Origin of the sequence: Streptomyces sp. WMMB 714, assembly GCF_900090125.1 — a bacterium.
Taxonomy (GTDB): Bacteria; Actinomycetota; Actinomycetes; order Streptomycetales; family Streptomycetaceae; genus Streptomyces; species Streptomyces daqingensis.
The window spans coordinates 174,836-201,198 of the sequence record NZ_FMHJ01000007.1 but is presented as its reverse complement, the minus strand read 5'-3'; the positions used below and the strand labels follow the sequence as shown (position 1 = coordinate 201,198).

At 69.1% G+C, this 26,363-nt stretch carries 22 protein-coding genes; 5 read left to right on the top strand and 17 right to left on the bottom strand.

The genetic code is table 11. The annotated features are described in order from the left end of the window. Positions 1–88: 88 nt before the first annotated feature. From H181DRAFT_RS15025 to H181DRAFT_RS15010, 4 genes are all read right to left on the bottom strand, one after another. A complete protein-coding gene (locus H181DRAFT_RS15025) occupies positions 89–1,198 on the bottom strand; it encodes a restriction endonuclease subunit S (protein ID WP_368073268.1) in 1,110 nt (369 codons plus the stop codon). 107 nt (positions 1,199–1,305) lie between these two features. Continuing rightward, positions 1,306–2,823 (bottom strand): type I restriction-modification system subunit M, encoded by a 1,518-nt coding sequence (locus H181DRAFT_RS15020; protein WP_045864943.1) that lies wholly within the window; start codon positions 2,821–2,823, stop codon positions 1,306–1,308. A 96-nt stretch (positions 2,824–2,919) separates the two neighbouring features. Beyond that, positions 2,920–3,102: a DUF397 domain-containing protein gene (locus H181DRAFT_RS15015; protein WP_045864942.1), complete on the bottom strand. Its 183-nt coding sequence runs from the start codon at positions 3,100–3,102 to the stop codon at positions 2,920–2,922. Then, positions 3,099–3,914, bottom strand: a complete 816-nt coding sequence (locus H181DRAFT_RS15010) for a helix-turn-helix domain-containing protein (protein WP_045864941.1) — start codon at positions 3,912–3,914, stop codon at positions 3,099–3,101. Before H181DRAFT_RS15010 ends, H181DRAFT_RS15015 begins: the two co-directional genes overlap by 4 nt. A 124-nt stretch (positions 3,915–4,038) precedes the next feature. Between H181DRAFT_RS15010 and H181DRAFT_RS15005 the strand changes: the two genes are divergently transcribed. Further along, positions 4,039–4,632, top strand: a complete 594-nt coding sequence (locus tag H181DRAFT_RS15005) for an ATP-binding protein (protein ID WP_078895748.1) — start codon at positions 4,039–4,041, stop codon at positions 4,630–4,632. Between the two features lie 118 nt (positions 4,633–4,750). Then, entirely contained in the window at positions 4,751–5,674 is a 924-nt protein-coding gene (locus H181DRAFT_RS15000; protein ID WP_045864940.1) for a DUF3800 domain-containing protein, read from the top strand. 85 nt (positions 5,675–5,759) lie between these two features. Here the strand turns inward: H181DRAFT_RS15000 and gltX are convergent, their stop codons facing one another. Beyond that, positions 5,760–7,289, bottom strand: a complete 1,530-nt coding sequence (gltX, locus tag H181DRAFT_RS14995; protein ID WP_254666847.1) for a glutamate--tRNA ligase — start codon at positions 7,287–7,289, stop codon at positions 5,760–5,762. Further along, positions 7,282–8,064: a fumarylacetoacetate hydrolase family protein gene (locus H181DRAFT_RS14990; protein ID WP_045864939.1), complete on the bottom strand. Its 783-nt coding sequence runs from the start codon at positions 8,062–8,064 to the stop codon at positions 7,282–7,284. The genes gltX and H181DRAFT_RS14990 overlap by 8 nt, the downstream gene beginning before the upstream one ends. Before the next feature lie 215 nt (positions 8,065–8,279). Between H181DRAFT_RS14990 and H181DRAFT_RS14985 the strand changes: the two genes are divergently transcribed. Then, positions 8,280–8,840: a DUF1648 domain-containing protein gene (locus H181DRAFT_RS14985; protein WP_052708591.1), complete on the top strand. Its 561-nt coding sequence runs from the start codon at positions 8,280–8,282 to the stop codon at positions 8,838–8,840. 161 nt (positions 8,841–9,001) lie between these two features. On the opposite strand, the gene H181DRAFT_RS14980 is transcribed toward H181DRAFT_RS14985, so the two are convergent. The 8 genes from H181DRAFT_RS14980 to H181DRAFT_RS14945 form a co-directional block, all read right to left on the bottom strand. Beyond that, on the bottom strand, positions 9,002–9,586 hold the full coding sequence (locus H181DRAFT_RS14980) for a GTP-binding protein (protein ID WP_045864938.1): 585 nt from the start codon (positions 9,584–9,586) through the stop codon (positions 9,002–9,004). Further along, positions 9,567–10,217, bottom strand: a complete 651-nt coding sequence (locus tag H181DRAFT_RS14975) for a DUF742 domain-containing protein (RefSeq protein ID WP_045864937.1) — start codon at positions 10,215–10,217, stop codon at positions 9,567–9,569. The genes H181DRAFT_RS14980 and H181DRAFT_RS14975 overlap by 20 nt, the downstream gene beginning before the upstream one ends. 137 nt (positions 10,218–10,354) lie before the next feature. After that, positions 10,355–10,768 carry a roadblock/LC7 domain-containing protein gene (locus H181DRAFT_RS14970; RefSeq protein WP_045865126.1) on the bottom strand — a complete coding sequence of 138 codons (414 nt, stop codon included), beginning with the start codon at positions 10,766–10,768 and terminating at the stop codon, positions 10,355–10,357. A 10-nt stretch (positions 10,769–10,778) separates the two neighbouring features. After that, positions 10,779–13,829 (bottom strand): sensor histidine kinase, encoded by a 3,051-nt coding sequence (locus H181DRAFT_RS14965; RefSeq protein WP_045864936.1) that lies wholly within the window; start codon positions 13,827–13,829, stop codon positions 10,779–10,781. Between the two features lie 375 nt (positions 13,830–14,204). Further along, positions 14,205–14,780 (bottom strand): GTP-binding protein, encoded by a 576-nt coding sequence (locus tag H181DRAFT_RS14960; RefSeq protein WP_045864935.1) that lies wholly within the window; start codon positions 14,778–14,780, stop codon positions 14,205–14,207. Positions 14,781–14,802: 22 nt separating this feature from the next. Next, on the bottom strand, positions 14,803–15,213 hold the full coding sequence (locus H181DRAFT_RS14955) for a DUF742 domain-containing protein (RefSeq protein ID WP_045864934.1): 411 nt from the start codon (positions 15,211–15,213) through the stop codon (positions 14,803–14,805). 71 nt (positions 15,214–15,284) lie between these two features. Next, positions 15,285–15,698 (bottom strand): roadblock/LC7 domain-containing protein, encoded by a 414-nt coding sequence (locus H181DRAFT_RS14950; protein WP_028435354.1) that lies wholly within the window; start codon positions 15,696–15,698, stop codon positions 15,285–15,287. Positions 15,699–15,707: 9 nt separating this feature from the next. Further along, on the bottom strand, positions 15,708–19,343 hold the full coding sequence (locus tag H181DRAFT_RS14945; RefSeq protein ID WP_045864933.1) for a sensor histidine kinase: 3,636 nt from the start codon (positions 19,341–19,343) through the stop codon (positions 15,708–15,710). A 547-nt stretch (positions 19,344–19,890) separates the two neighbouring features. Here H181DRAFT_RS14945 and H181DRAFT_RS14940 point away from each other — a divergent pair. After that, positions 19,891–20,079 (top strand): hypothetical protein, encoded by a 189-nt coding sequence (locus H181DRAFT_RS14940; RefSeq protein WP_045864932.1) that lies wholly within the window; start codon positions 19,891–19,893, stop codon positions 20,077–20,079. A 111-nt stretch (positions 20,080–20,190) separates the two neighbouring features. On the opposite strand, the gene H181DRAFT_RS14935 is transcribed toward H181DRAFT_RS14940, so the two are convergent. The 3 genes from H181DRAFT_RS14935 to H181DRAFT_RS14925 form a co-directional block, all read right to left on the bottom strand. After that, positions 20,191–20,445, bottom strand: coding sequence for an acyl-CoA carboxylase epsilon subunit (locus H181DRAFT_RS14935; protein WP_045864931.1), 255 nt, complete (start codon positions 20,443–20,445; stop codon positions 20,191–20,193). Positions 20,446–20,513: 68 nt separating this feature from the next. Then, positions 20,514–22,136, bottom strand: coding sequence for an acyl-CoA carboxylase subunit beta (locus H181DRAFT_RS14930; RefSeq protein WP_045864930.1), 1,623 nt, complete (start codon positions 22,134–22,136; stop codon positions 20,514–20,516). A 242-nt stretch (positions 22,137–22,378) separates the two neighbouring features. Further along, a complete protein-coding gene (locus H181DRAFT_RS14925; RefSeq protein ID WP_045864929.1) occupies positions 22,379–24,799 on the bottom strand; it encodes a polysaccharide lyase 8 family protein in 2,421 nt (806 codons plus the stop codon). A 223-nt stretch (positions 24,800–25,022) separates the two neighbouring features. Here H181DRAFT_RS14925 and H181DRAFT_RS14920 point away from each other — a divergent pair, with 223 nt between their 5' ends. Continuing rightward, positions 25,023–26,255 (top strand): cytochrome P450 family protein, encoded by a 1,233-nt coding sequence (locus H181DRAFT_RS14920; protein WP_045864928.1) that lies wholly within the window; start codon positions 25,023–25,025, stop codon positions 26,253–26,255. The last annotated feature ends 108 nt before the right edge of the window (positions 26,256–26,363 follow it).

Genomic DNA, 26,363 nt, shown 5'->3' with positions numbered 1-26,363 from the left:
CCGCTGCTTCGGCCCTTGGTGCGGCTCCTGGCGGTAAGGGGATGAGGCTCAAGTGCCCGCTCACGGCCAGGAGTTGGTGTGCTGTGAGCTAGGCCGCCTGATCCTGCCAGAGGGTGCCGTTGAACGCACGCTGCTGGAGGGAGGTGAAGAGCTCGTCGAGGGAGGCGAGGTGGGTGAGGTGAATCGCCTTCTGCTGTTCAATGGCTTCCGCGTGAGCCTGGAATGCGCGCTGCTTTTCGATCTTTGGAAGTGCGAAACTCACTGCCCCAATTGTCTTCTGATTAACCTTGTACGTCCCATTAGTCGTTCTGGCGATGCTCTCGATCTGACGGCGAACGTGAGAGCTCGACCAAACATACTCAAGATATTCCGGGACGACAACTTCGGAGCGAATTGGGGCGGCTAGCACTGTATCAGGATAGACAGTGTCATCCATATCACTCCGGGGAAAAACGCCACGACCGACCAAATCCTTGTTGCCATTGCCACGGCAAACCAGGAAGAGGTTGCGACGAACCGCATGAGAGGGTGTTACATCCTCTAGATAGAAGCCTTCTTTCCATGCCTCCTCGTCAAATCTCCCTCTTGTCACAGCAGACAGGGTGAGCACTTTGGTTCTGATGTCCCCTCGGCTCGAGGGTGACACACCACTACGCATGCGACGCTGAAGGACTTCGTCCAAGCTAACGGCAGACGTTGAACCGACCTGGATACCACTGAACATGGAACGAAAAATGGACCGGGCGAGATCGTCGAGGAGAGTGATGGCCTCGCGGCGCTTGGTGCGCAGGGCATCGACCTGGTCGAGGACGGCGGCGATGCGCTTCTGTTCGCCAATTTCCGGGAGCGGCACCAAGAGATTCGCACACCGCTTGAGGTCTAGGTTCGAAATGTTAGTTGTCTGGCGACTAAAACTGCGAACCGTCTCCTGTGTGCGTTGCATGGAGAAGAAGTGATAGAGGTAACGCTGGTCGACCAGCCCGGAGGCCCCACGCAGCACCGTGACGAAACCGCCAAAAGTTGCAGGATGGTCCAGCGCTGGAACCCAGCAACACTTCCCCACAAGGTTCCAGCTGTTCGCACTGGAGATGAGCAAGTCACCGCTCTCGAGAAGCTGCTCATCACGACGCACGAAATCGCGACTGACACCCCAAACGTCGGTTAGGTCAAGTTCCCGTTGCACATTTTTGGTTCGCATGCACTGAACTGCATTCGGGGCCGTCGCCGGGATCACGTCTGATGGCTTGAAAGTAATACCCCTAACAAACGAAGCAATTTCGCCCAGCCTGACAGAATTCACGGGAGTCACGAAAGCATCCCCTTCAGCTCCGCCGTTCCCTTGGCGATCTCCGCGTCAAGGCGTTCCAGGTCGGCGATGATGTCCAGGGGAGCCCGGGTTTCGATCTCCTCGTGGACGATCTCCTTGTAGCGGTTGAGGCTCAGGTCGTAGCCCTCCGCCGCGATGTCCGCCTTGGGGACCGTGAAGCTCTGCTCCGTGCGCTCGCGCTTCAGTTCGTCGCCGTCGCGATCGCGCCAACGGGCAAGCGCGTCCGGGAGGTTGTTCTTCTCGTGATCGGCCTCGCCCAAGGGCGCCAGTGTTCGCGCGCCCAGCTTCGCCTCGGGGAGCAACGGGTTGCGCTTGTCGTCGAGGCTCAGGCCGTCCGCGCGCACGTCGTAGAACCAGACGTTGTCGGTGCCGCCCGAATCGGTGCGGGTAAAAATCAGGATTGCCGTAGAAACACCGGCGTACGGTTTGAAGACGCCGCTCGGCAGCTTCACTACCGCTTCCAGTTTCTGTTCCTCGACCAACTGCCGACGCAGTTCCTTGTGCGCCTTGGACGAGCCGAACAGCACGCCGTCCGGGACGATGACCGCCGCGCGCCCGCCCGGCTTCAACAGGCGCAGGAAGAGGGCCAGGAAGAGCAGTTCGGTCTTCTTCGTCTTGACGACCTTGAGGAGGTCCTTCGATGTCGTCTCGTAGTCCAGACTGCCGGCGAAGGGAGGATTCGCCAGGATCAGCGAGTAGCTGTCCTGCTCCTCGCCCGCGCTCTCGGAAAGCGAGTCGCGGTAGCGGATGTCCGGCTGTTCCACGCCATGGAGCAGCATATTCATCGAGCCGATGCGGAGCATCGTCGAGTCGAAGTCGAAGCCGTGGAACATGCTGTTGTTGAAGTGACGGCGCTGCTCAACGTCGTAGAGAGCGCTGTCGTGTTCACGGGCCACGTACTCGGCGCTGCCGACGAGGAAGCCGCCCGTGCCGCACGCCGGGTCGCAGATCTCGTCACCCGGGCTCGGCTCCATCATCTCGACCATGAGCTGGATGATGTGCCGGGGTGTTCGGAACTGCCCGTTCTGACCGGCGGATGCGATCTTGCTGAGCATGTACTCGTAGAGATCGCCGTTGGTGTCCTTGTCCTGCATCGGGATGTCCTCCAGTAGGAGAACGACCTTCGACAGCAGGTTGGGGGTCGGGATCGTGAAGCGGGCGTCCCGCATGTGGTCCGAGTACGTGGAGTCCTCGGCACCCAGACCGCGAAGGTACGGGAAGACGCCCGTGGCGACCAGGTCGTACATGACCTCGGAGTCGCGGTCCTTGAAGTTCTGCCAGCGCAGGTCTTGTTGGTCCGCCGTGAAGAACGGGTTGGGCTCCGTCTCGGCCAGGCGTGCCTGCTTCTTGTCCTTGAGTGTCTGCAACTCGTCCAGGCGGCGGATGAAGAGCAGGTATGTGATCTGCTCCATCACCTCCAGCGGGTTGGAGATGCCGCCCGACCAGAACGCGTCCCAGACGCGGTCCACCTTGCTCTTCAGTTCGCCTGTGATCACGGATCGATCCTACCGGCCCGCGCCTGAGGAGCGGTCATTCCTGGGCAAGTGCAACGGCCTTCGGCGGCCGTTCGCTACACGACGGCCACCGTCACGTCACTCACCACAAGGCATGCTGCCGAGGAACCGCTGCCAGGACGTGAATGGAACGTTCAGTACGGGCCCGTCTGTGCGCTTCGAATCACGCACATGCACGTAGGTGGCAGTGTGGGCAATCTCGACACACTCGCCGCCGCTGGAGTCGCTGTAGCTGCTCTTGCACCAGATCAGCTCGCTCATAGCTCTTCCGCCAACTCCTTGATGAGGCTGAGGGATTCTTCCGGCCGGAGGGCCTGCTGGCCGATCATGGCATACCGGCGCGCGAAGACACCCACGTCTTCCGGCCTGGATACAAGACTGCTGGTCCCGTTGCACTCCATGTACGCGAGACGTTCGCACACCGGTGTCTCGATCAAGGTCATGGGACCTTCGATACCGGCATGCTCACCTCTTTCGGTCGGCATCACTTGCACGACCACATTGGGACGCCCGGCACACGTCAGAAGGTGCTCGTACTGGGCCTTCATCGTTTCGGCACTGTCCACGCGACGACGCAGCGCAGCTTCTTCAAGCACGATGTTGATGACACACACGGGCTTTCGGGTCAGCAGAGCAGCGCGCTCCATACGCGCCCCCGCCAGCCCCTCAACCTCCGTCTCATCCAACGGTGGGAATCCACAGCTGAGCACAGCCTGAGCGTAAGACTCAGTCTGGAGCAGTCCATGAATGACCTGCGTGCAGAACGACGAAACACTCAGCGCTTCCTGTTCCAACTGCACGAAGCCCTGGAAGTGTTCGGGATACCGCTCCAGGCGGAGGTACTTGCTCGCGGCCAGGATGACGCCGCCGGCGTCCAGCGCCTTCTCCGCCGCCGTCACGAACTCGTCGGTGGCCGGTTTGGCCCCCGTCTCCACCGCGCTGACCGCACCGCCCGTGTAGTTCATGCGCGCGCCGAGGTCGTTCTGGGAGAGCCCGGCCGAGGTGCGCAGCAGGCGGAGGATCTCCGCGAAGTACTGCGCGGACGGGGAGGTCGCCTTCTTGTTCTGCGTCATCGTCGGTCCACCGTTCCTCAACTCGTCTCAACGCCGTGCAACTTCGCGCGCACGAAGGTCGCCGTCCGGCGCCGTCGACGTGCGGTTACTACCGAACGTAGTCGCCCGCGTCGATCCTGGTCACATGAACCAGGAAAGTCATGAGAACGCCCCCTCGCTCTCCTCGCTCGTGTGGTGGCGGAGGTTCCCTTCCGTCCCGCGCAGCGTCGCCCTGGCCCGCAGGGCCGTCACGGACGGACTGCGGGCCTTGGGCGTGGCGGAGAGCGGCGTGCAGGACGTGGCGCTCGTCGTGTCGGAACTGGTGACGAACGCCGTGCGGCACGGACTCGTCCCCGGCCGGCTGGTCGAAGTGCGGCTGGAGTACGACCTGGAGAAGGCCGTCACCGTGGAGGTCTCCGACGCGGGGGACCACCGCCCGCCACCCGCCGCGCCGCCGCTCCCGTGTGCCGTGGAGCCGACCGCCCTGACCGAGTCGGGCCGCGGGCTGGCTCTGGTGGCCGCGTTCGCGGCGGAGTGGGGCGTGCGGGACCGGGTGGTCGGCAAGACGGTGTGGGGCCCCGCCTGCTGGTGGGGTCATGTGCGAAGGCATGAGCAATCCGGCGCAGAGGCCGCGCCGCGAGGGTGCGACGGCCGCTCGGCACGCGCCCCGGGAACTTGTTCGCGCCCCGTCAGGAACAGTAGTGACCTGGTGTCAACCGAGGGTGACCTCTCGGCTTGACCCGTGCTGACCCCGGTGGCAACATCGCCATCAGCAACCAAAGAAACCGTGCATATGACTGCACAGACCCTGTGGCCGCCTCCGGGCGGCCACAGACGTTGTCGGGGGAGCGCACCGCGTGCACTTGTGCTACATCGACGAAGCCGGCAACGGGCAGACCCTCGACCCCGCGAGGCCGGATGCGCCGCCCGTACTTGTGGTCGGCGGCTTCACCGTTCCCCGGTCCCAGGTCAAAGCGCTCACATGGGACTTCCTCAAGGTCAAGAAGCACTACCGGCCACAGCTTCAGCGCGCCACGTTTCTCTCCGAGGTGATCCAGCACGAGGTCAAGGGCTCGGATGTGCGGAAGAACATCCGTGTGGGCAACCACAGTTGGCGTCGCGCGGCCTTCGACCTCCTTGGGTCACTCCTGGACATCCTGCGGCAGCACGACGCGCGCGTCCTCGCCAGGGTGTGGGTGAAAGAGGAGGGGTGCGCCTTCGACGAGACCGGTGTGTACAGCTCCTCCGTGAGCGCACTCACGGAGACATTCCAGGCCCAGCTCGCACATGAGCACTCACGCGGGATGATGGTCCTGGACAGCCGCACGAAGTCGAAGAACGCACCGAACGTGCACTGTGTGACGACGCGCAAGTACCGCACCGGCGGGGACGGTTACCGAGGGATCATCGAGTCCCCGGTGTTCGGACACAGCGACACGCACACGCTGCTTCAGCTCGCCGACCTCGTGGTCTCCTCGCTGCTGTTCCCGATCGCGTGTCACGCCTACACCAGTGACCTCACCTGGAATGTGCACTGTGACGATGCGTACGCGGGGTTGCGGAGCACGTTCGGGGACCAGCTTCGCAAGCTGCAGTTCCGGTACCGGGACCCGGTGGGCAAGTGGCGCGGCGGGATCGTGGTCTCTGACCGGCGATCCGCACAGTCCTCCAGCCTGATGTTCCGGCTGGGAAAGCCCGCAGCCCGGCCTCTCGTTCCGCAGCAGCTTCCGCCGAGGACCGACCTACCCACGGGTTACCAGGACCCGGCAGAGCCGCGCTGAGCCGGGGAGGCGACTGGCCTGAACCTGCGACGGGTTGTGCTCCGAGGCGCCCGGAGCACAACCCGTCGCAGGTTCAGGCGTCCCGCTAACCGCCCAGCTTCGCCAGGGCCGCGTCGACGCGCGCCAACGTGCGGTCGCGGCCGAGGAGTTCGAGGGACTCGAAGAGGGGGAGGCCGACCGTGCGGCCCGTGACGGCGACGCGGACCGGGGCCTGGGCCTTGCCGAGCTTCAGGCCGTGCTCCTCGCCGGCCGCCAGCACCGCCTCCTTCAGCGCCTCGGCCTTCCAGTCGGCCTCGGCAAGCTTCGTACGGGCAGTGCGCAGCACGTTCTCCGCGCCCGGCTTCATCGCCTTCGTCCAGGACGCCTCGTCCGCGACGGGCTCGTCCAGGAAGAGGAAGTCGACGTTGGCGGTGATGTCGGAGAGAACGGTGAGGCGCGTCTGGGCCAGCGGAGCGAGCTCTTCGAACGCCGCCCGGTCGAAGGCCTCCGGCGCCCAGGGGGCGTACGGCGCGCGCAGCCACGGCTCGCACGCCGCGACGAACTCGGCCGGCGGGAGTTCGCGGAGGTGCGTGGCGTTGATCGCTTCGCACTTCTTCAGGTCGAAGCGGGCCGGGTTGGCGTTGACGTCGGTGATCTCGAAGGCGGCGATCATCTCGTCGAGGGTGAAGATGTCGCGGTCCTCGGCGATCGACCAGCCCAGCAGCGAGAGGTAGTTGAGCAGGCCCTGCGGCAGGAAGCCGCGCTCCCGGTAGAGGTTGAGCGAGGCCTGCGGGTCGCGCTTGGAGAGCTTCTTGTTGCCCTCGCCCATGACGTACGGGAGGTGCCCGAACGCGGGGACTGTGCCGTTGCCGACGCCGATCCGCGCCAGGGCCCGGTAGAGGGCGATCTGGCGCGGCGTGGACGAGAGCAGGTCCTCGCCGCGCAGTACGTGCGTGATCTCCATCAGCGCGTCGTCGACGGGGTTGACGAGCGTGTAGAGCGGGGCTCCGTTGGCGCGGACGATGCCGTAGTCGGTGACGTTCTCCGGGGCGAACGTCAGCTCACCGCGGACGAGGTCGGTGAAAGTGATCGTCTCGTCCGGCATGCGGAAGCGCACGATGTGGCTGCGCCCCTCCGCTTCGTACGCGGCGATCTGCTCGGGGGTGAGGTCGCGGCACTTTCCGTCGTAGCCGGAGGGCCGTCCCGCCTTGCGGGCGGCGTCGCGGCGCACCTCCAGCTCGTCCGCCGTGCAGTAGCAGGGGTAGGCGTAGCCGTGCTCCTGGAGCTTCGCCGCGATGTCGGCGTAGATCTCCATGCGCTGCGACTGGCGGTACGGGCCGTGCGGGCCGCCGCTGCCGCCGGACACCTCGTCGAACGGCGCGGGGCCCTCGTCCCAGTCGATGCCGAGCCAGCGCATGGCGTCCAGCAGCTGCTCGTAGGACTCCTCCGAGTCGCGGGCCGCGTCGGTGTCCTCGATGCGGAAGACGAGGGTGCCGCCGTGGTGGCGAGCGAAGGCCCAGTTGAAAAGGGCGGTGCGGATGAGCCCGACGTGGGGGTTGCCCGTCGGGGAGGGACAGAACCGTACGCGGACGTCCTTGGGATCGACCGTGGACAGGGTCGCGGTCGCGTCAGTCACGCTTGACCACCTTGTTGGTGAGAGTGCCGATGCCTTCGATGGTGACGGCGACCTCGTCGCCGATGTTCAGGGGGCCCACACCCGCGGGGGTGCCGGTCAGGATCACGTCGCCCGGAAGCAGGGTCATGGCCTCGGTGATGTGGACGACCAGGTCCTCGACGGAGCGGACCATCTCGCTCGTCCGGCCGAGCTGCCGCTGGTCGCCGTTGACGGTGCACATCACGCCCAGGTCCGAGGCGTCCAGCTCGGTCTCGACCCAGGGGCCGAGCGGGCAGGAGGTGTCGAAGCCCTTCGCCCGCGCCCACTGCGACTCGGCGCGCTGCACGTCGCGGGCCGTGACGTCGTTGCCGCAGGTATAGCCGAGGATGACGTCCTTGACGCGCTCCCGGGGGACGTCCTTGCACAACCGTCCGATGACGACGGCCAGTTCGGCCTCGTAGTGCACCTCGGACGAGAAGGACGGGTACGCGATCGGGTCGTGGGGGCCGCACACCGAGGTGGAGGGCTTGAAGAAGACGACCGGGGTGTCGGGGACCTCGTTGCCCAACTCCTTGGCGTGCTCGGCGTAGTTGCGGCCGATGGCGACGACCTTGTTGGGCAGCACCGGCGGCAGCAGCCGCACCTTGTCCATGGGGAGTTTCTGGCCCGAGCGCTCGAACTCCGCGAAGGGGTGGCCCTTGATGATGTCGAGGACGGGGCCGCCTTCGGTCTCCGCGTCCCCTTCCACGACGCCGAAGGCGACGTTTCCGTCGAGGGAGAATCTTGCGATGCGCACGGGTTCGGGTGCCCTTCAGGTGAGGCGTGGGGTGACGACGCTCCAGCGTATGCCACGCGGCGGGGCCTGGCCCCCGCCCCCCGGGCGCGCGGGCGGGGCGGCTTCAGAGCGGGTCCGGCCCGGTGCGGTGCGGTGCGGTGAGACGGGCACAATCGCGGGGAGGACGACGCGTCGTCCCACAAGCGGTCCGGAGCGAGCGGAAAGCGGGGGAAGACATGGCGGAAGGAACCCGGGACGGGCGGAGCGGAGCCGTGTGGGTCTGGCTGGCCCCGAGCCTCCTGCTGCTGTGCGGCATGGCGGCGTGGGGCGCACTGCGGTACCCGTACCTGCCCGGCCGGGTGCCGTCGCACGTGGGCCCGGGCGGCGTCGACGCGTGGACGGACAAGACCCTCTGGGCCGCGTTCGTCCCCGTCCTCGTCTACGCCGGGCTCACGGCCGCCCTCGCCGGCAGCGCGGCGCTCTCGGCCCGCATCACGCCGCTGGACGAGATGTCCCGCCCCGAGGGCCGCCGGTCCGCGGTCGCGAACTCGCTGACCAACCGTCCGGCGAGCGCCGCGTCCGCACGCCGTACCGCCAGAGCCCTGCTGATGATGAACGCGCTGTACGGGGTCGCCCTCGTGCCGCTGTGCTGGGTCCAGTGGCGCACGGCGGAGACGGCCGCGATACCGGGGTGGGTGCTGCCCACCTCACTGGCTCTCTTCGTTCTGGGCCTCGTGCCGCTCGGCGACGCGTGGCGGCGGGACGCCGCGGAGAAGAAGGCCGGGAAGACCGCCTGAAGCGCGTCGGAACGCCTCGCACCGTGCCGGTCCGCAGGTCGTGCCGCGAATGCCTGGCCGGTGGGTGCGCCGGTGCCGGGGGCTCCCGCAGACGAACGACGAAGAGCCGGACCACGTCCGGCTCTTCGTCGTTGCGGAAGCTCTGCGGGCTGCCCGGCCGCTCAGCGCAGGCGGGCCATCAGCGCGTGCTCGACCAGGGTGATCAGCGCGCTCTTCGCGTCCGAGCGGTGGCGCGCGTCAGTGGTGATGATCGGCGCGTCCGGGCCGATCTGCAGCGCTTCGCGGACCTCCTCCGGGGTATACGGCTGGTGGCCGTCGAAGCCGTTCAGCGCGATCACGAAGGGGAGGCCGGAGTTCTCGAAGTAGTCCACCGCGGGGAAGCAGTCCGCGAGGCGGCGGGTGTCGACCAGCACGACGGCACCGATCGCACCACGCACCAGGTCGTCCCACATGAACCAGAAACGGTCCTGCCCGGGCGTACCGAACAGGTACAGGATCAGGTCCTGGTCGAGAGTGATGCGGCCGAAGTCCATGGCCACCGTGGTGGTGGTCTTGTCACCGGTGTGGGTCAGGTCGTCGATCCCGGCGGAGGCCGAGGTCATCACGGCTTCCGTGCGCAGCGGATTGATCTCCGACACGGCACCCACGAAGGTCGTCTTGCCCACACCGAAACCACCGGCGACCACGATTTTCGCGGAAGTGGTGGAACGGGCAGCAGCGCCGCCGCTAGAGCTTCCGAAGTCCACTGAGCACCCTTTCGAGCAGTGTCACGTCTGGCTGGCCGTCGGCGTTGGTGTCCTCGCCGCCGGGCTGGTGGATGGCGACGAGTCCGGCCTCCGCCAGGTCGGCGACGAGGATACGGGCGACGCCAAGGGGAATGGAGAGAAGTGCCGAGATCTCAGCTACCGATTTGATCTCGTAGCACAGCCGGCAGATCCGCTGATGCTCCGGCAACTGGCCCTGAAGTCGGGCCGGTTCAGCCGAAGTATGCACCAGAGCCTCGATGGCGAGCTGGTAGCGGGGCCTGGTACGGCCGCCGGTCATGGCGTACGGGCGCACCAGCGGCTGCTGCTCGGTGCGGCCGTTGTGGCTCCCCGCGTCGCTGCGCGGGGCGGGCTGCACGGGCTGGATGCGGGGCGGCGGGCCCTGGTCGTACTGCCCCCCGCCGTACGACTGCTCGCGGCGGCCGCCGTACAGCCCTTCGTCGAACTGCGGCGGCTCCTGCCGCTGCGGGGGCGGCTGCTGCCTCCGCGGAGGCTGCGGCTCGTCGCGCGAGTGGGCGCCCACGTGCCTGCTGGGCGTCGAGGGGAAGTTGAACCGCTTCGGGCGCGCGTTCTCATGACCACTGCCGTACGACGACGGGCCGTCTGGGGGCATTGTCACGTTTCCTCCTCCGACTCACGGACGTGCTTGCCACATCATTCCGCCTGCTCCAGCTCGTTGAGTGAGCGCCGCATCCCCAGCACCTTATGGCGCGGAGGCGCAACGCGCACTGCCTGACTACTGGTTGAGAATCAGTTGAGCAGGCTGCCTTGCAGTTCAGCACGGAGGTCCGGGGTGAGAACCGTACCCGCGCGATCGACGAGAAGTGCCATCTCGTAGCCGACCAGACCGATGTCGGCATCGGGATGGGCGAGGACCGCCAGGGCGGAACCGTCGGAGATGGACATGATGAAAAGGAATCCCCTCTCCATCTCCACCACTGTCTGGTTCACCATGCCGCCCTCGAAGATGCGGGAAGCTCCGGCGGTGAGCGAGGTCAGCCCGGAGGCGACCGCGGCCAACTGGTCGGCGCGGTCGCGCGGGAAGCCCTCGGACATCGCGAGCAGTAGCCCGTCCGCGGAGACCACAACCGTGTGGGAAACACCCGGGGTGCTGTCCACGAAGTTGGTGATCAACCAGTTCAGGTTCTGCGCCGCCTGGCTCATCGGGCTCACACTAACGCTCCTGATCGTAGGTGCTGCCGGGGCCGAAGCCCTGTCGGTCATTGTGGGGGCCGTCACCCGCACCGCGCCCTCTGCGGACGCCCCGGTGCAGGTTACTCAGCCTGCCACGGACGTCCTCCGGCGCACGGGAGACCGCGGGGCCTCCCTGCATGGGTGCTTCGGCTGTGCCCTCGACCAGGTTGGCCCTGGGCACCCGCCTGGGAAGGCCGGATGAAGTGGTACCACCGGACTGCGGTTCGCGCAGCCGGCCCGCTCGGTTCCAGCGCTCGTCGTTGGCCGAGTGCCAACTCCCGGAGGATTCCGTTTGACGCTGGGGTTCCTCGTGTTGCGCCTTCGGTCCACCCGCCTGCCCCTGCCGCGCCGTCTCTCGGCGCGGAAGACCTGCGCCGGTAGTGGAGCGGTAGTCGCTCGGGCCGGGACCCGGCCGGTCGAAGCCTACGCCGTTGCTGCCGTTCCCGTGAACGCCGGGTGCGGATTCCGCTTGTGGCTCCTCGGGAACGTACCGGTCACCTGCGGAAGGCCCGGTTCCGGGCCCGCCGGTCTCCGGCGGCTCGTGCTGCCCGTACGTCCCCCGCCACCCTGAGTCGGCCTGCCGGCCGCCGAACTCGGGTCGGCCGTACGGCTGTTGCCCGTACCCCGACGGCGCGGGCCGCAGCGGGCGGGGGTCGCCGCCCGGACGCTCGTCCGGGCGCTCCCCCAGGCTCTCTCCCGGGCCGGAGCGGTGCCGGCCCGGACGCTCCCCGAGGTCGTCGTGGCCGCCTCCCGGCAGGGACGGCCTCACGGCGTCGAGCGCGGAGACGTCGTCGGGGATCTCGTAGGAGCCGTCGTCGAAGCCGAGTTCGGCCGCGGAGCGGGACCCGGTCAGCTCTCCGTGCCGCTGCCGAGGGGGCCGGGGATGCTCCGGCATGATGCGGGAGACGCTGAAGTCCTCGAAGGCGTCCTCCTCCCCTCCGCCGCCACGGGTGATGGCCTCGGGAAGCATCACCAGGCACGTCGTGCCCGCCTGTTCGCCGGAGGGCCGCAGCTGGACGCGGATGCCGTGCCGGTCGGCGAGCCGGCCGACCACGAACAGGCCCATGCGCTTGGCCAGACTGGCGTCCACCGTGGGCGGGTTGGCCAGCTTGTGGTTGATGTCGGCGAAGTCCTCGGCGGTCAGGCCGATGCCCTTGTCGTGGATCTCGACGACGACGCGGCCGTCGGGCAGCCGGGTCGCCGTGACGTGCACCTTCGTCTGCGGGGACGAGAACGTGGTGGCGTTCTCGAGGAGTTCGGCCAGCAGGTGCACGAGGTCGTTGACGACCTGGCCGTGGATCTCGCTCTCCGGGATGCCCGAGAGCTCGATGCGCTCGTAGTGCTCCACCTCGGACGAGGCCGCCCGCAGGATGTCGACGAGCGGGACGGGCTCGTTCCAGCGGCGGCCGGGCTCCTCGCCGGCGAGGACGAGGAGGTTCTCCCCGTTGCGGCGCATGCGGGTGGCCAGGTGGTCGAGGCGGAAGAGGCTCTCGAGCTGGTCCGGGTCGGCCTCGTTGTTCTCCAGGTCGGAGATCAGGCCCAGTTGGCGCTCGATGAGGCCCTGGTTGCGGCTGGAGAGGTTCGTGAAGATCGCATTGACGTTTCCTCGCAGCAGCGCCTGCTCGGCCGCGAGGCGCACGGCCTCGCGGTGCACCTGGTCGAAGGCCCGCGCGACCTCGCCGATCTCGTCCCGGCTGTCGATCGGGATGGGCGCGACCCTCGTGTCCACCCGTCCCGGGTCCGTACGGGAGAGCTGGTCGACCAAGGAGGGAAGCCGCTCCTCGGCGATGCCGAACGCGGCGGTGCGCAGGTTGCGCATGCCGCGGCTCATCGAGCGGGCCATCATGCCCGCGACGACGAAGGCGAGAAGCAGCGAGACCAGCACGATGAGCGCGTTGACGAAGGCGTCCTGCCGCGCGTCGGAGGAGATCTGCTCGGTCTCCTCGACCGCCTGGTCCGCGAGCTGCTTCTCCACGGCTCGGTAGGCGTCGAACTTGGAGGTGCTGGAGGCGAACCAGCTCTTCGCGGTGATGCCCTTGGCCTTCAGCGCCCGGGCGCCGGCGCCGGAGACGATCGCCGGTATCGCCTTCTCCGCGGGCGGCGGCGGTATGTACTGCCCTCCCGCCGCCTGCACCTTCGCCTTCTGGGCTGCCGCGAGCTTCTTGCCCTTGGCTTCGGCGCGGGCCTTCTCGCGCTCGAGCAGCGCGATGTCCTCGGGGCGCCCGCCTCCGACGTACTCCTCCATGGCGATGCGCTCGAGGTAGGCGTAGGAGGTCAGAGCGGTGAACTGCCGCTTCCGGTCCTCCTTCGACGGTCCGGGGCGCACCAGGATGTGCATGGCGATGGAGCGTTCCAGGGACTGCGCCGCCTTGCCCAGGGAGATCGAGTAGACGGTGCGGCCGTAGGAGGTGATGTTGCCCGTGCCGAAGCCGAGTTCGTTGGCGAACTCCATCAGCGGGTGCTGGATCGTGACGTAGCCCTCTTCGGTGCGCACGCCGCTCAGACGGTCGGTGTAGGCCGCCCTGCGCAGCTCGCCCAGCTTGGGCTCCTCCTTGCGGAAGACGGCCAGCCGGCGCTTGAGTCCGGGCTTGTCCGGCATCGCCGTCACGGCGCGGTCGAAGCCCTCCTTGGCGCGGTCGGTGACGGCGCGTACGCGCTCGACTGCCGGATCGTTCCGGCGGCCCGCGAGCAGGGGTGCCGCGGTGCGGTCGCGCTCGTCGATGAGGGCGTTGCCGTAGGTGGCGGCCGCGCGGACGAGTTCGGCGGTGCGCTGTGCCTCGTCCGCCTCGTTCCAGGTCTCCACGGAGTCCTGGACCCGGAAGCCGCCGAAGACCAGGCCGACGATCACGGGAATGAGGAGGATCGCGTTGAGGCGGGTTCTCACGCGCCAGTTCCGGACCGCCAGGCGGCTGCCGTTGCCGCTGTCGCCGGCAGGCAGCCCGGCGGTCGCCGTGCCCAGGGACGGCGGTGTGAAGTTGCCCCGGGACTCCTGGCCCGCCCGTGTCGCAGCGCCCGTCTTGCTTCGCCTCACGCGACTCCTCACCTCTTGGACCCGGCTGTCCGACATCGGCCGTTACGCGGGTCCCGTCGTGCCACTCGCTACTGCTGAGTTCAGCGCATTTCAGCACGTCAGAACAGAGTGAGCCAAACAGTTGGTTGAGGTGGGAACGAGTCAGTGAGAGGCCCTGCAAAAGGGGCAGAAAGCGACAGTCACGACATCGCGGGCAAGTTTTGTGAGCAGAGTGAAGTTTTCCGCTCGCCAGCAGTGTTCACGAAGCCGTAATTCACTGTCGAAACGTTATGAATTCGGGCCCGGGCATGGCGAAGAACACAGCCGGACGCTGTAGGCAGCGTTACCGGCTGTGCCATCAACTCGACGTACGGTGCGTCTAGTTGGCTCCGCTGTTCACTTCAGGCGGGCGAGCAGCGCGTGCTCGACCAGAGTGATCAGCGCACTCTTCGCCTCGGCGCGGTGCCGGGCGTCGGTGACGATGATGGGAGTGTCCGGGCCGATCTGCAGCGCTTCGCGGACCTCCTCCGGCCCGTAGGGCTGGTGGCCGTCGAAGCCGTTCAGCGCGATCACGAAGGGGAGGCCGGAGTTCTCGAAGTAGTCCACCGCGGGGAAGCAGTCCGCGAGGCGGCGGGTGTCGACCAGCACGACGGCACCGATCGCACCACGCACCAGGTCGTCCCACATGAACCAGAAACGGTCCTGCCCGGGCGTACCGAACAAGTACAGGATCAGGTCGTCGTCGAGAGTGATGCGGCCGAAGTCCATGGCCACCGTGGTGGTGGTCTTCCCGCCGGTGTGGGTCAGGTCGTCGATCCCGGCGGAGGCCGAGGTCATCACGGCTTCCGTACGGAGCGGATTGATCTCCGACACGGCACCCACGAAGGTCGTCTTGCCCACACCGAAACCACCGGCGACCACGATTTTCGCGGAGGTCGTCGAACGGGCGGCCGCAGGGGCTCCGTAACCCATCGTCTGCCCCGTCGTCTGCGGGCTAGAGCTTGCGAAGTCCACTGAGCACCCTTTCGAGCAAGGTCACATCCGGAGCGCCACCAGGTTCGGAACCGCCGCCGGGCTGATGGATGGCCACCATGCCGGCCTCGGCGAGGTCGGCGACCAGGATCCGGGCCACGCCGAGCGGTATCGCGAGCAGGGCGGAGACCTCCGCCACCGACTTGACCTCACGGCACAGATGGCAGATCCGCTGATGCTCGGGGAGCAGACCCTGCAGCTGCATCGGGTCGGCGCTCGTGCTCACCAACGCCTCGATCGCAAGCTGGTAGCGCGGCCGTGTACGGCCGCCCGTCATGGCGTAAGGGCGCACCAGCGGCTGGTCGCCCTCACCTCCGTACGGTGCGTGCTGGTATGGGGCACCGTACGGGCCGGGCGTGGCTGGCGGGGTCATGGCTCCTCCGAGCGAGGCATGAGGTCGGGTCGGCTAACGGTCTGAGGTGGCACATGATGCTGCTGTTCGGATCAGTTGAGGATGCTCCCCTGGAGTTCAGCGCGCACGTCAGGGGTGAGGACTGTTCCCGCGCGGTCGACCAGCAAGGCCATCTCGTAACCGATGAGACCGATGTCGGCCTCGGGGTGGGCGAGGACGGCGAGAGAGGAGCCGTCCGAGATGGACATGATGAAGAGGAACCCCCGCTCCATCTCCACCACGGTCTGGTTGACGGGGCCCCCCTCGAAGATGCGTGAGGCGCCCGCGGTCAGTGAGGTCAACCCGGAGGCGACCGCCGCCAACTGGTCGGCGCGGTCGCGCGGGAAGCCCTCGGACATGGCCAGAAGGAGGCCGTCCGCGGAGACCACCACCGTGTGCGACACACCTGGGGTGTTGTCCACGAAGTTGGTGATCAACCAGTTCAGATTCTGCGCCGCCTGGCTCATCGGACTCAACTAACGCTCCTGCTGGTAAGTGGGGCCAATGCCGCGGCCGTTCGTCGTACCGGCCTGCCGGCCCTGCTGGATGCCGCGGCGTAGGTTGGTCAGCCGGCCACGGACGTCGTCAGGGGCGCGGGAGACCTGGGGACCGGATTGGGCGGAGGACTGCTGCTGCGCGGTACCCGCGACAAGGTTGGCGCGGGGCACGCGACGCGGCAGACCCGAAGTGGTGACTCCCCCGGCGGCGGGCTGGCGGACCTGTTCGGCCTTGCGCCAGCGCTCGTCGTTGGGAGAGGCACCCCAGTACGCACCCGGGTCGGCGCCGCTGTGCGCTTCCCCGGTGGCGTGGACGGAATTCGCAGACGCGCTCTCGGCGGTGCCCCGAGCGGTCTGACGCTGCGGCATCGGCGGCACGGCGGAGGCCGGCTGGCCGGGCCGTGGTGCGGGTGCCTGGTGCGAGGGCTCCGGCGCCCCCTCGTGCCTGTCCCCGCGGGGTGCGGGGGGAGGCGCCGAGGAAGCGGCACGGAACCAGTTGGACTCGATGGCCTCGAAGATCGGCGTCGGTGCGTCGGCTGCTGCCGGCGGCACCGCGGGTATGCCGAAATCCGGGTCGTAGGCGGGCGCCTGCTCGTTCTGCGTCCGGTCGGGCTGTGCGTGCTCACCGGTGTCCTGCGGGCTCTGGCCCTGCTGCTCCCTGCCGGGAGCGGCACCCTGGCCGCCGCTGGAGGCGCCGGTGAACCCGGGACGGGCGAACTCTCCGGTGTCGGCGACGTCGGAGTCGTCGTGCCCGCGCGGGCCGTCCTCGCCGGGCCCCGAAGGGGACGCCCAGCTGGGACGCTGGTTCCACTCCTCGGGACGGGCGAACTGCCCCGTCTCGGCGGGCGACGGCGGACGCTGGAACTCGCCCGTGCCCGAAGGCTGCGGGGGACGCGCGAACGGGCTCGCCTCGGAAGGCTGCGGCGGGCGGGCGAACTGGCCCGTGTCCGAGGGCGGCTGGGGGCGCTCGCCGGTGTCCTGGCCGGGCTGCGGCGGGGCGGCGTACTCGCCCGTGGCCTGGTTGCCCTCCCAGCTCTGCCAGTCGTCCGGCCTGCTGAACTCGCCCGTGTCGCCCGGCCCGCGCTGGCCGCCGGGACCGCCCGGACCACCGGGACCCGCAGGACTCGCGTTGCTCCCGCCGGTCAGCTGGCCGGCCGGGCCGGGACGCTGCGGCAGCGGCGGAACCTGGCGGTTGAGCGGCGGAGCGGCGGGCGGGCCGCCGCGGGGCTTGCCGTTGCCCGCGCCGCTGTCGCTGAAGAAGTCGGTCGCCGGAGCGCCGTTGTCGCCCGGTCCGGCTCCGGCGCCCACGGGGGCTCCGCCGCCGGGCAGTTCGGGGCGGGCCTCGCCGCCGCCGACGGGACGCGCCTGCCCCAGCTTGGCACCGGGGCCGCCGCTCGGGCCGCGCTGGAGCGCGGCGGCGAGGCCGCTGCCCTTCGGCGCCGCGCCGGCCGCCGACTTGGCCTTGCCTGGCTGCGGCGGCTGGGCGCCGCCCTGTGCGACGTCGACGGGAAGCATGACCAGTGCGGTCGTACCGCCGGAGTCCGACGGGCGCAGCTGGATGCGGATGCCGTGCCGCAGCGAGAGGCGGCCGACCACGAACAGGCCCATGCGGCGGGAGACCGAGACGTCCACCGTCGGAGGGCTGGCCAGCCGCTCGTTGATCGCGGAGAGGTCCTCCGGCGAGAGGCCGATGCCGGTGTCGTGGATCTCCACCAGCACCCGCCCGTCGGGCAGGGCGTGGCCGGTGACCTTGACCTTCGTCTGCGGCGAGGAGAACGACGTCGCGTTCTCCAGCAGCTCGGCCAGGAGGTGCACGAGGTCGTTGACGACGCGGCCGGCGACCTCGGTGGCGGGCACGGAGTTCAGCTCGATGCGCTCGTACTGCTCCACCTCGGAGGCGGCCGCGCGGAGGACGTCCACGAGCGGGACGGGCCTGGTCCAGCGGCGGCCCGGCTCCTCGCCCGCGAGGACGAGGAGGTTCTCGCCGTTGCGGCGCATACGCGTCGCGAGGTGGTCCAGCTTGAACAGCGACGAGAGCTGGTCCGGGTCGGCCTCGCGGGACTCCAGTTCGGAGATCAGCGAGAGCTGGCGCTGGATGAGGCCCTGGCTGCGGCGCGAGAGGTTGGTGAACATCGCGTTGACGTTGCCCCGGAGCAGAGCCTGCTCGCCCGCGAGCCGGACGGCTTCGCGGTGGACGTCGTCGAACGCGGAGGCCACACGGCCGATCTCGTCCCGGCTGTGCACACCCACGGACTCGACGGAGGTGTCGACGTCCTGGGGCTCGGCCTCGGACATCTGCTTGACCAGCTCGGGAAGGCGCTTGCGGGCGACGTCCTGAGCGGTGTCCTGGAGCCTGCGCAGCGACCGGACCATGGAGCGGGCCACGACGAACGCGCCGACGAGCGATATGCCGAGGACGAGCAGGATGACCGCGCCGTTGATGATGGCCTCGCGCTGCGCGGCGGAGCGCAGTTCGCGAGCCTGCTGCTCCAGCTGCGACAGGAGCGCGGACTCGATCTTGGCCATCTCGTCGATCTTGGAGCGGTCCTGGTCGTACCAGTCGGGGTACGAGCGGGTCTCGCTCTTGATGCCGTCGGGGTTGTTCAGCACGCGGTCGCGGTACTTGTCCGCCAGCGTGATGTTGACGACGCCGCCGTCGAGGGGCTTCGTCAGCTCGACGGCGCGCTCGTCGCCGTAGATCTTGGTGAAGCTGTCCAGCGAGGCGTCCTCGCTGTCGGCGGCGGTCTTGCCGAACAGCCGGTCGCTCTCGGAGAGCTCGGGACCGCCCTTGCGGGCGAGGCCCGCGGAGATGATCGCCCGCTGGATGGACGCGTGCTCCTTGGCGGTGGAGAAGGCCGCCAGCGCGCGCGTGCTCTGGATCATCTCGGAGTTGTTGGATGCCTGGGCCATGTCCTGCGACAGGGACAGCAGCGAATCGATCAGCTGGTTGTAGCTGTTGACCGTCTGCGAGACCGATTCCTCGTTGTCGTAGGCCCGGTCGCGGACGTCCTTGATCGCCGTCACCTGGCGGGTGATGTCGAGGACGGTCGACTGGACGCCCGCCATCACCTCGTCGGTGCCCTCGATGTCGGCCGTCGCTTCCTTGAACGCCCGGAAGGACTGGTCCGTCTTCTGCCGGGGCCCGACGACCGTGTCGTCCTTCTGGTCGCCCGTGGCGATGAGGGGGCCGGCCGAGCGGTCGCGCTCCTCCTGGAGAGCGGAGGCGAGTTCGGTCGCCTGCTCCGTCATCTCCGTGAGCAGCTTCATGTTCTCGAGCTGGTCGACCTTGCCCAGCGAGTCCTGGATGCGCAGGGCTCCCAGAGTCGTGGCCGCGACGACGGGAAGCGCGAGCAGCGAGACGAGGCGCGTGCTGATCCGCCAGTTGCGCAGCGCGACCCGGGACCCGGGCCCCGGGGGCGTTCTGACGCGCTCGGGGGCGGATCCCTCACTGCCCGTACCGCTGCCCGAACGGTTCGTCGCCGCGCTGTCGTCCTCGTGCACGGCGGCCGTGGGGCCGGTCTGCTGGGCGCGCTGGGGCGAGGTGCCGCGGTCGGTCATTCCGCGCGGCTCCACGTCCCCCGCTGCGCTGCCATCCCTCTTGAAACGTCCCTGCACTAGCGTCGCAACCTCTGGACCAGGCGCCCCTCCGCTTGGGACGGCGGGACGGTATCGAGTCGTGGGGGTCCCAAGGCCCCCCTGGCGGTCGTGAGTGACCGGCGCGCGTCCCCTGACCGCCGCGCGGCGCTGCTCTGCGCCCCTGCGCGCCGGTTGTTTCCCGCGGCGGTCCGTGGAATTCCAGCACAGTGCCGGATCTCCAACAAGGCCTGTGGAAAACCCGGATGGAGATGTGACGCTGCGCCGATGTTCCGTCACTTCTTGTGGAACGCACTTTTCGTGATTCCGGACTTTTCAACGGGAGATCGTAAAGGTTCTGCGACGGGTCTGCACCGACCCAGGACCACGAAACTCCTTTTCCAACCCCGATGTCCGCTTCGGCGGTTCTCAACTTCCGTCCCCTACGCCCTTTTTGCCCCTGCTCCGGTGAGGAAACTCACACGCTCCGCATTGCCTGCGTCACGCACTGGAGGGAAATCGGGAACTTAAGCTGGTTTACAGAATGCGTTGCAACGACAACTGATGGAAAGTTGAGAGGTACGGTCGAGTGAAGACCACCCTTATCATGCGCAACACGGCCAACCCGCGCCGGACCACCCTGGCCAGCCTCCAGGACGCGGACGAGCTGACCACCGAGGCGGTCGCGGCGGAGGCGCTGGACGCGGACTTCGAAGAACTGCCCGCGCAGACGGCGAATCCTCAGCGCACGGTACTGGAGGACGCCCCCGTCGGCTGAAGCGGCCCGTAGCGCGGCGAACAGCAGGACGCCCCCCGTGAGTTCACCGGGGGGCGTCCTTTCGCGTCTCTCGCTCGCTGACGGCTCTCAGCGGCCCGCGGGGGCGCTTCCTCAGCCCTGCCAGCTGTGCGGGGCTCGGAACCCGCGGGCGCGCTCCAGGCGCCGCCAGCCGGCCTTGCTGCGGCCCGCCTCGCGGGGGGCCGGGATCGCCGAGTGGCGTGCCGTGGCCGCGGCACGGGCGAGCAACAGGGCCGTGACGGCGGCCAGTTCCTCTTCGTTCGCGTGTCCCTTCTCGACGCGCACCAGACGGGCGGCGTCGGCGCGGAGGGCGGCTTCGGCGGTGCCGGTTCTGTCGCTGGTCTTCATCGGCTGTCGCTTCCCTTGCTGACGGACTCGGCTGAGATCCTGCTGTGGACTCTGCTGACTCTGCGGGCTCACTGGGGCGGGTTGCCGTGCTTGCGCGACGGCAGGTCTGCGTGCTTGCTGCGGAGCATCTGGAGGGACCGGACGAGGACCTCGCGCGTCTCCGCGGGGTCGATCACGTCGTCGACCAGGCCGCGTTCGGCGGCGTAGTACGGGTGCATCAACTCGGCCTTGTACTCCTTGACCATCCGCGCGCGCATGGCCTCGGGATCGTCCGCACCGTTGATCTGCCTGCGGAAGATGACGTTCGCCGCACCCTCGGCCCCCATGACCGCGATCTCGTTCGTCGGCCAGGCGAACGTCAGGTCGGCGCCGATGGACTGGGAGTCCATGACGATGTACGCGCCTCCGTAGGCCTTGCGCAGCACCACCGAGATGCGGGGCACGGTCGCGTTGCAGTACGCGTAGAGCAGCTTGGCGCCGTGCCGGATGATGCCGCCGTGCTCCTGGTCCACTCCGGGCAGGAAGCCCGGGACGTCCAGCAGCGTGAGGATGGGGATGTTGAAGGCGTCGCACATCTGGACGAAGCGGGCGCCCTTCTCGGACGCCTCGATGTCCAGCACGCCCGCCAGCGACTGCGGCTGGTTGGCGATGATGCCGACGACCTGACCGTCCATCCGCGCCAGGCACACGATGAGGTTGGTGGCCCAGCGCTCGTGGATCTCCAGCAGATCGCCGTCGTCGACGATCTCCTCGATCACCTTGCGCATGTCGTACGGGCGGTTGCCGTCCGCGGGCACCAGGTCCAGCAGCGCCTCACCGCGCCGGTCGACGGGGTCGTGGCACTCCTCGACGGGCGGGTTCTCGCGGTTGTTGCTCGGCAGCATCGACAGCAGGTAGCGCACCTCTTCGAGGCACGACTGCTCGTCGTCGTACGCGAAGTGGGCCACCCCGGACGTCCCGGCGTGCACGTCCGCGCCGCCGAGGCCGTTCTGGGAGACCTGCGCGCCGGTCACCGCCTGGACCACGTCGGGTCCGGTGATGAACATCTGCGAGGTGTCGCGGACCATGAAGACGAAGTCCGTGAGCGCCGGCGAGTAGGCGGCGCCGCCGGCGCACGGGCCGAGCATCACGGAGATCTGCGGGATGACTCCCGAGGCCTTGGTGTTGCGCTGGAAGATCCCGCCGTACCCGGCGAGCGCCGAGACGCCCTCCTGGATACGCGCTCCCGCGCCGTCGTTGAGGGAGATCAGGGGCGCTCCGGCGGAGATCGCCATGTCCATGATCTTGTGGATCTTCGTGGCGTGCGCCTCTCCCAGCGCACCTCCGAAGATGCGGAAGTCGTGCGCGTAGACGAAGACCGTGCGGCCGTGCACGAGGCCCCATCCGGTGACGACGCCGTCGGTGTAGGGCTTCTTCTCCTCCAGGCCGAAGCCGGTGGCGCGGTGCCGCCGCAGCGGCTCCACCTCGCGGAACGTCCCCTCGTCGAGGAGGAGTTCGATCCGCTCCCGGACGGTCAGCTTGCCCTTCGCGTGCTGAGCCTCGGTCGCCCTCTCGCTGGGGCCCTGACGGGCGCGCTCCCGCAGGGCGTGCAGTTCGGCCACGCGTCCGCGGGCGTCCTGGGCCGGCTCGGCGGGGACTTCCCCCGGTACGGGATCCGCGGCCTGCTGCGAGGACTGGGGCTGATCGGTCATGTATAGACCCTACGAAACGCCGAGCCGATTCTTCCTCGTCAGATTCAGACAGTGTCCAAGGCCGATTCATGGTCGCGCTGGACAGAACTGCTCCTTCACATCACGTCCAAACAGGGAAGTCTCACACCGGACGCGCGCGTGGCTGTGGGGTTCCCACAGCCACGCGTCAACGGTTTGTCGGTGCTCCGTCAGGCGCCCGGGAGGTGCGGAGGCCCAGGCCGTCCCGCCCCTCGCGCCCCAGCTCAGCGCAGCAGCACCGTACAGCTCAGAGTGGCTCCCGCCGTGCCCGGAGTCACGCGGAGCCGGAGTCCGCCGCCCCCTCGGGAGGGCTCCAGCACCTCGATCCCCGCGTCGGCGTCCAGCACTTCGCGCACCCGCCTGTGCCAGGTCAGCTCGAACGGCTCCCCCGTTCTGGTGGGTTCCGACACATGCAGCCGCGCGGTGCGTCCTTCCCGCCGTACGAGGACGCTCGACGGGGCTCCCGCCGAGAGGGCACCCGCCCTGCCCGCCTCCCAGAAGTTGGCGGCCGACAGCCCGAGGCTCCTGACCGTGACGGCCTGCCGGGCGGCGGAGTTGGCGTCGACGGTGAGCCAGCGGCGGTGCGCGGCGCGGGCGGCGACCTCGTGCGCGTCCGCCCCGGGCATCAACAGGTAGACGTATCCGGCGTCTTGGGGGTCGGTGCCGTGGCTCGTCCACAGGGTCAGCCAGCGGCGCGTGACCGGATCGGTGACGCTGCCCTCGTTGATGTCGGACCAGGCACCGTCGCGGTCCTCGCACTTCACGCGCAGCGCCGTCCCCTCCGGCCAGATCCAGCCGCCGTGACCCGCCAGATGCGCCCAGCCGGCGTGCCGGAGAGCGCGCGTGCGGCCGGGGCCGGGCACGAAGCGCCGGCCGTCCACCGTCAGCGCGGCGCCGCCGCGCTCCCCGAGGTTGCGGTTGTCGAAGACGGTCTCCACGTCCGTGCCGTCCGCGCAGCCGATCCCCGCCCCGAGGCAGACGACCGCGTCGTCCACGAAGAACCAGGACTTGCGGGCGGTCAGCGTGCTCTCCAGGCCCCGCACGTGCTGGCCGGCAGCCGCGTAGTGCCCGTCGGTGGCGCCGCCCGCCCAGCGTGCGTCGGGTTTCGGCTCGCCCCATTCGCCGCCCGCGTTGTCCGGCAGCCTCTTGGCCGAGACGGTCGTGCCGGGCAGCCGGTAGAAGTCGACGGTCGGCCAGAAGTCGTCCGTGTACTGGCCGAGAGTCCGCGGGCCGCTCCACCAGTAGAGCATTCCGGCACCCGTGTGCCATCCGCGAGGATTCTCCCCGTTGCCCGCCTCGTAGTAGGCGATCCGGTCCGAGGCCATGGAGAGGTTCGCGCACCAGCCCGGCCGGCGGTGCACCGCGCGTGCCATGGCCGGAAACAGCCGGTGCCCCACGGGCTCGGGTGCCGCTTCCCCGCCCTCCTCCCCGGCCACCGCGTGCAGCCGGGCGAGGTCGGCGACGTCGAACTGCGGGTCGGTCAGCACGGGGAGTTCGGTGTCGCGCTCGATCCAGCCCCGCACCATCGCGTTCCAGCGGCGCCGCTCGGCCTCGCTCGCTCCCCCGCCCAACAGCGCGACGGCGGCGACGAGTTGGTGCCCCCTCGTGTGGTCGCTCTGCCGGATGCCCTTCGTGTCCTGCTTGAGGACGCCGCGGGAGATCGCCCGGCCGCTGACGCTGTCCATCATCAGCCCGTCGTGCAGCAGCGGGGCGTACGCGTTCTCCACGCTGTCGAGGATGATCTGTCGCGCCGGATCGGTGACCTCCCAGCTCGTGCCGTCCAGCAGCGTGAACAGCCTCCCCAGCCCGTCCAGCAGCACGTAACCGTAGGTGCCGGAGTAGGCGACCCAGGTGTGCTGGACGAAGGAGCCGTCGGCGTAGAGGCCGTCCCCCTCCGTGACGTACGGGAAGACGGGCGAGAGGGCCGAGGAGGCCAGCGCGATCTTCTCCGGGGCCTCGCCGAGAATCCCCCGCACCGCGTAGACGCGGCAGAAGTCGACGCGGTTGGCCCCGGTCGAGGTGCCCGTGTACTCGTCGAAGACGGACTCGGGGAGGAAGTGGTCGACGGCCGCGAGGTATTCGGCGCGCACGGCCTCGTCGATCTCGTCGTGGAGCATCGCGACGATGTCCAGGAGCAGGCGGGGGCTGCCTATCTGCCACTCCCACCAGTTGCCGTACGGCTCGGTGCCCGCGCGGTAGATCCGCTCGTGCACGTGGGCGAGGCCCGAGGTGACGGCGTCGAGCAGCGCGGCGTCGCCGGTGCAGCCGGTGCCGGGCTGCGCGTAGCCCAGCGCCATCGTCTCCAGCCGCTGGTAGGACTGCGTGATCCCGGAAGGCGGGTCGAACGGGTAGCCGGGGAAGAGCGAGTCGTCGGTGGGCTTCATCTCGGCCCGCAGAGCGAGGGCTTGCTCCCCGGTCTCCGCGAGACGGGAGGCGTACGGCTCGGCCTCCGGGTCGAAGCCGCTGCCGAGGGCCAGGTCGAGCCAGCGGCGCCGCAGGGCGGCGAAGTCGTCGGCCGCGGCAGCCGGGCGGGCGGACGGGATCTTGGTGGAGGCGGAGGCGGTGCCCTCGGCGGTGAGGGTGAGGGCACTCGCGGCGGAGGCGGCCAGAAATGTGCGTCTGGGCCAGTTCGGCGTGGGCGGCACGGGAAGGACCCCTCTCGAAGTGGCATAGACCTCTTTGAGCGTCTTTGGGTGTCTAGCAGTGCGGGGGCGCGGCGGCAATGCCCGCCGCAGCACCGCCCGGCAGCCGTCCGCGGGTTCGGCGCGTGCCCTGTCCGGCACTCAACTCCCTTGCGGGGCAAGGACGCAGAGCGGATATTGCATCTCGGCCCCATCCCGCGCACAGCGGCCGGACAGGAGTTGCACCATGACCGACGCGCCCGAGGCACCGCACCGTCTGGACCCCTCAGGAGCCGCGCAGCACGCGGCCAGCCGCCTGCTGCGGGACAGGTGCCCCGCGGCGGCGCCGGTCCTGCTCCCGGGGGACGTCGAGGCGGTGGCCGTCACCGGGCACGACGAGCTCAAGGAGCTGCTCTCCCACCCCGAAGTCGCCAAGAACGCACGCCACTTCACGGCCCTGCGGGAAGGCCGGACGCCGGAGGGCTGGCCGCTGTCCGTGTACGCCACCGTCGAGGGGATGACGACCGCGGACGGTCCCGACCACCGGCGGCTGCGCGGCCTCGTCGCGAGGTCGTTCACTCCGCGCCGCGTGGAGGGCCTGCGGCCGCAGGTGGAGCTGCTGACCGCCGAACTGCTCGACGGGCTACCGGAGTTCACCGAGCCGGACGGCACGGTCGACCTGCGGGAGCACTTCGCCTATCCGCTGCCCATGAACGTCATCTGCGCACTCCTCGGCGTGGACGGCGCGTCGCGCGACCGTCTGCACCAGCTCTTCCGCGTCCTGCTCAGCACGGATTCGGCGCCCGAGCAGATCGTCGAGGCCAACAGGGAGACGGCCGGCGTCTTCGCGCGCGTCGTGGCCGCGCACCGCGCCGAGCCGCGGGACGACCTCACGAGCGCCCTCGTCGCCGCCCGCGACGAGGACGGGGACCGGCTGAGCGAGCGGGAGCTGGCAGGCACGCTGCTCCTGCTCACGGTCGCGGGCCACGAGACGACGATGAGCCTGGTCACCAACGCCGTGCGGGCCCTGTGCACCCACCGCGAGCAGCTCGAAGCCGTGCTGGCGGGTGCGGCCACATGGCAGGCAGTCGTCGAGGAGACCCTCCGCTACGACGGGCCCATCGGCTTCTTCCCGTTCCGCTACCCGACCAGCGACATCTCCCTGGCCGGGACCGTCATCACCCGGGGGACACCGGTACTCGCCGGCTATCTGGGGGCCGGACGCGACCCCCGTGCGCACGGTGCCGACGCCGACCGCTTCGACGTCACCCGCCCGCCCGCCGCGCACCTCTCCTTCGGCCACGGCGCTCACTTCTGCATCGGCGCTCCCCTGGCCAGGATGGAGGCCGCGATCGCTCTCGAAGCGCTCTTCGCGCGCCATCCCCGGCTGGAACTGGCGGTACGGGACGAGGAGTTGCCGCCCCGGCCCAGCCTCGTGGGCAACAGCCGCAGCGTGCTGCCGGTGCGGCTGGACGGCTGACACGGGCCGGAGGCGGCCGCCGCAGGGGAGGCGGGACGGAACCGGGACGGGACGGGCTGGCAGGCAGGCAGGCAGGCAGGCCGAGGCTCCTCCGTCCTCCCGTCCCGG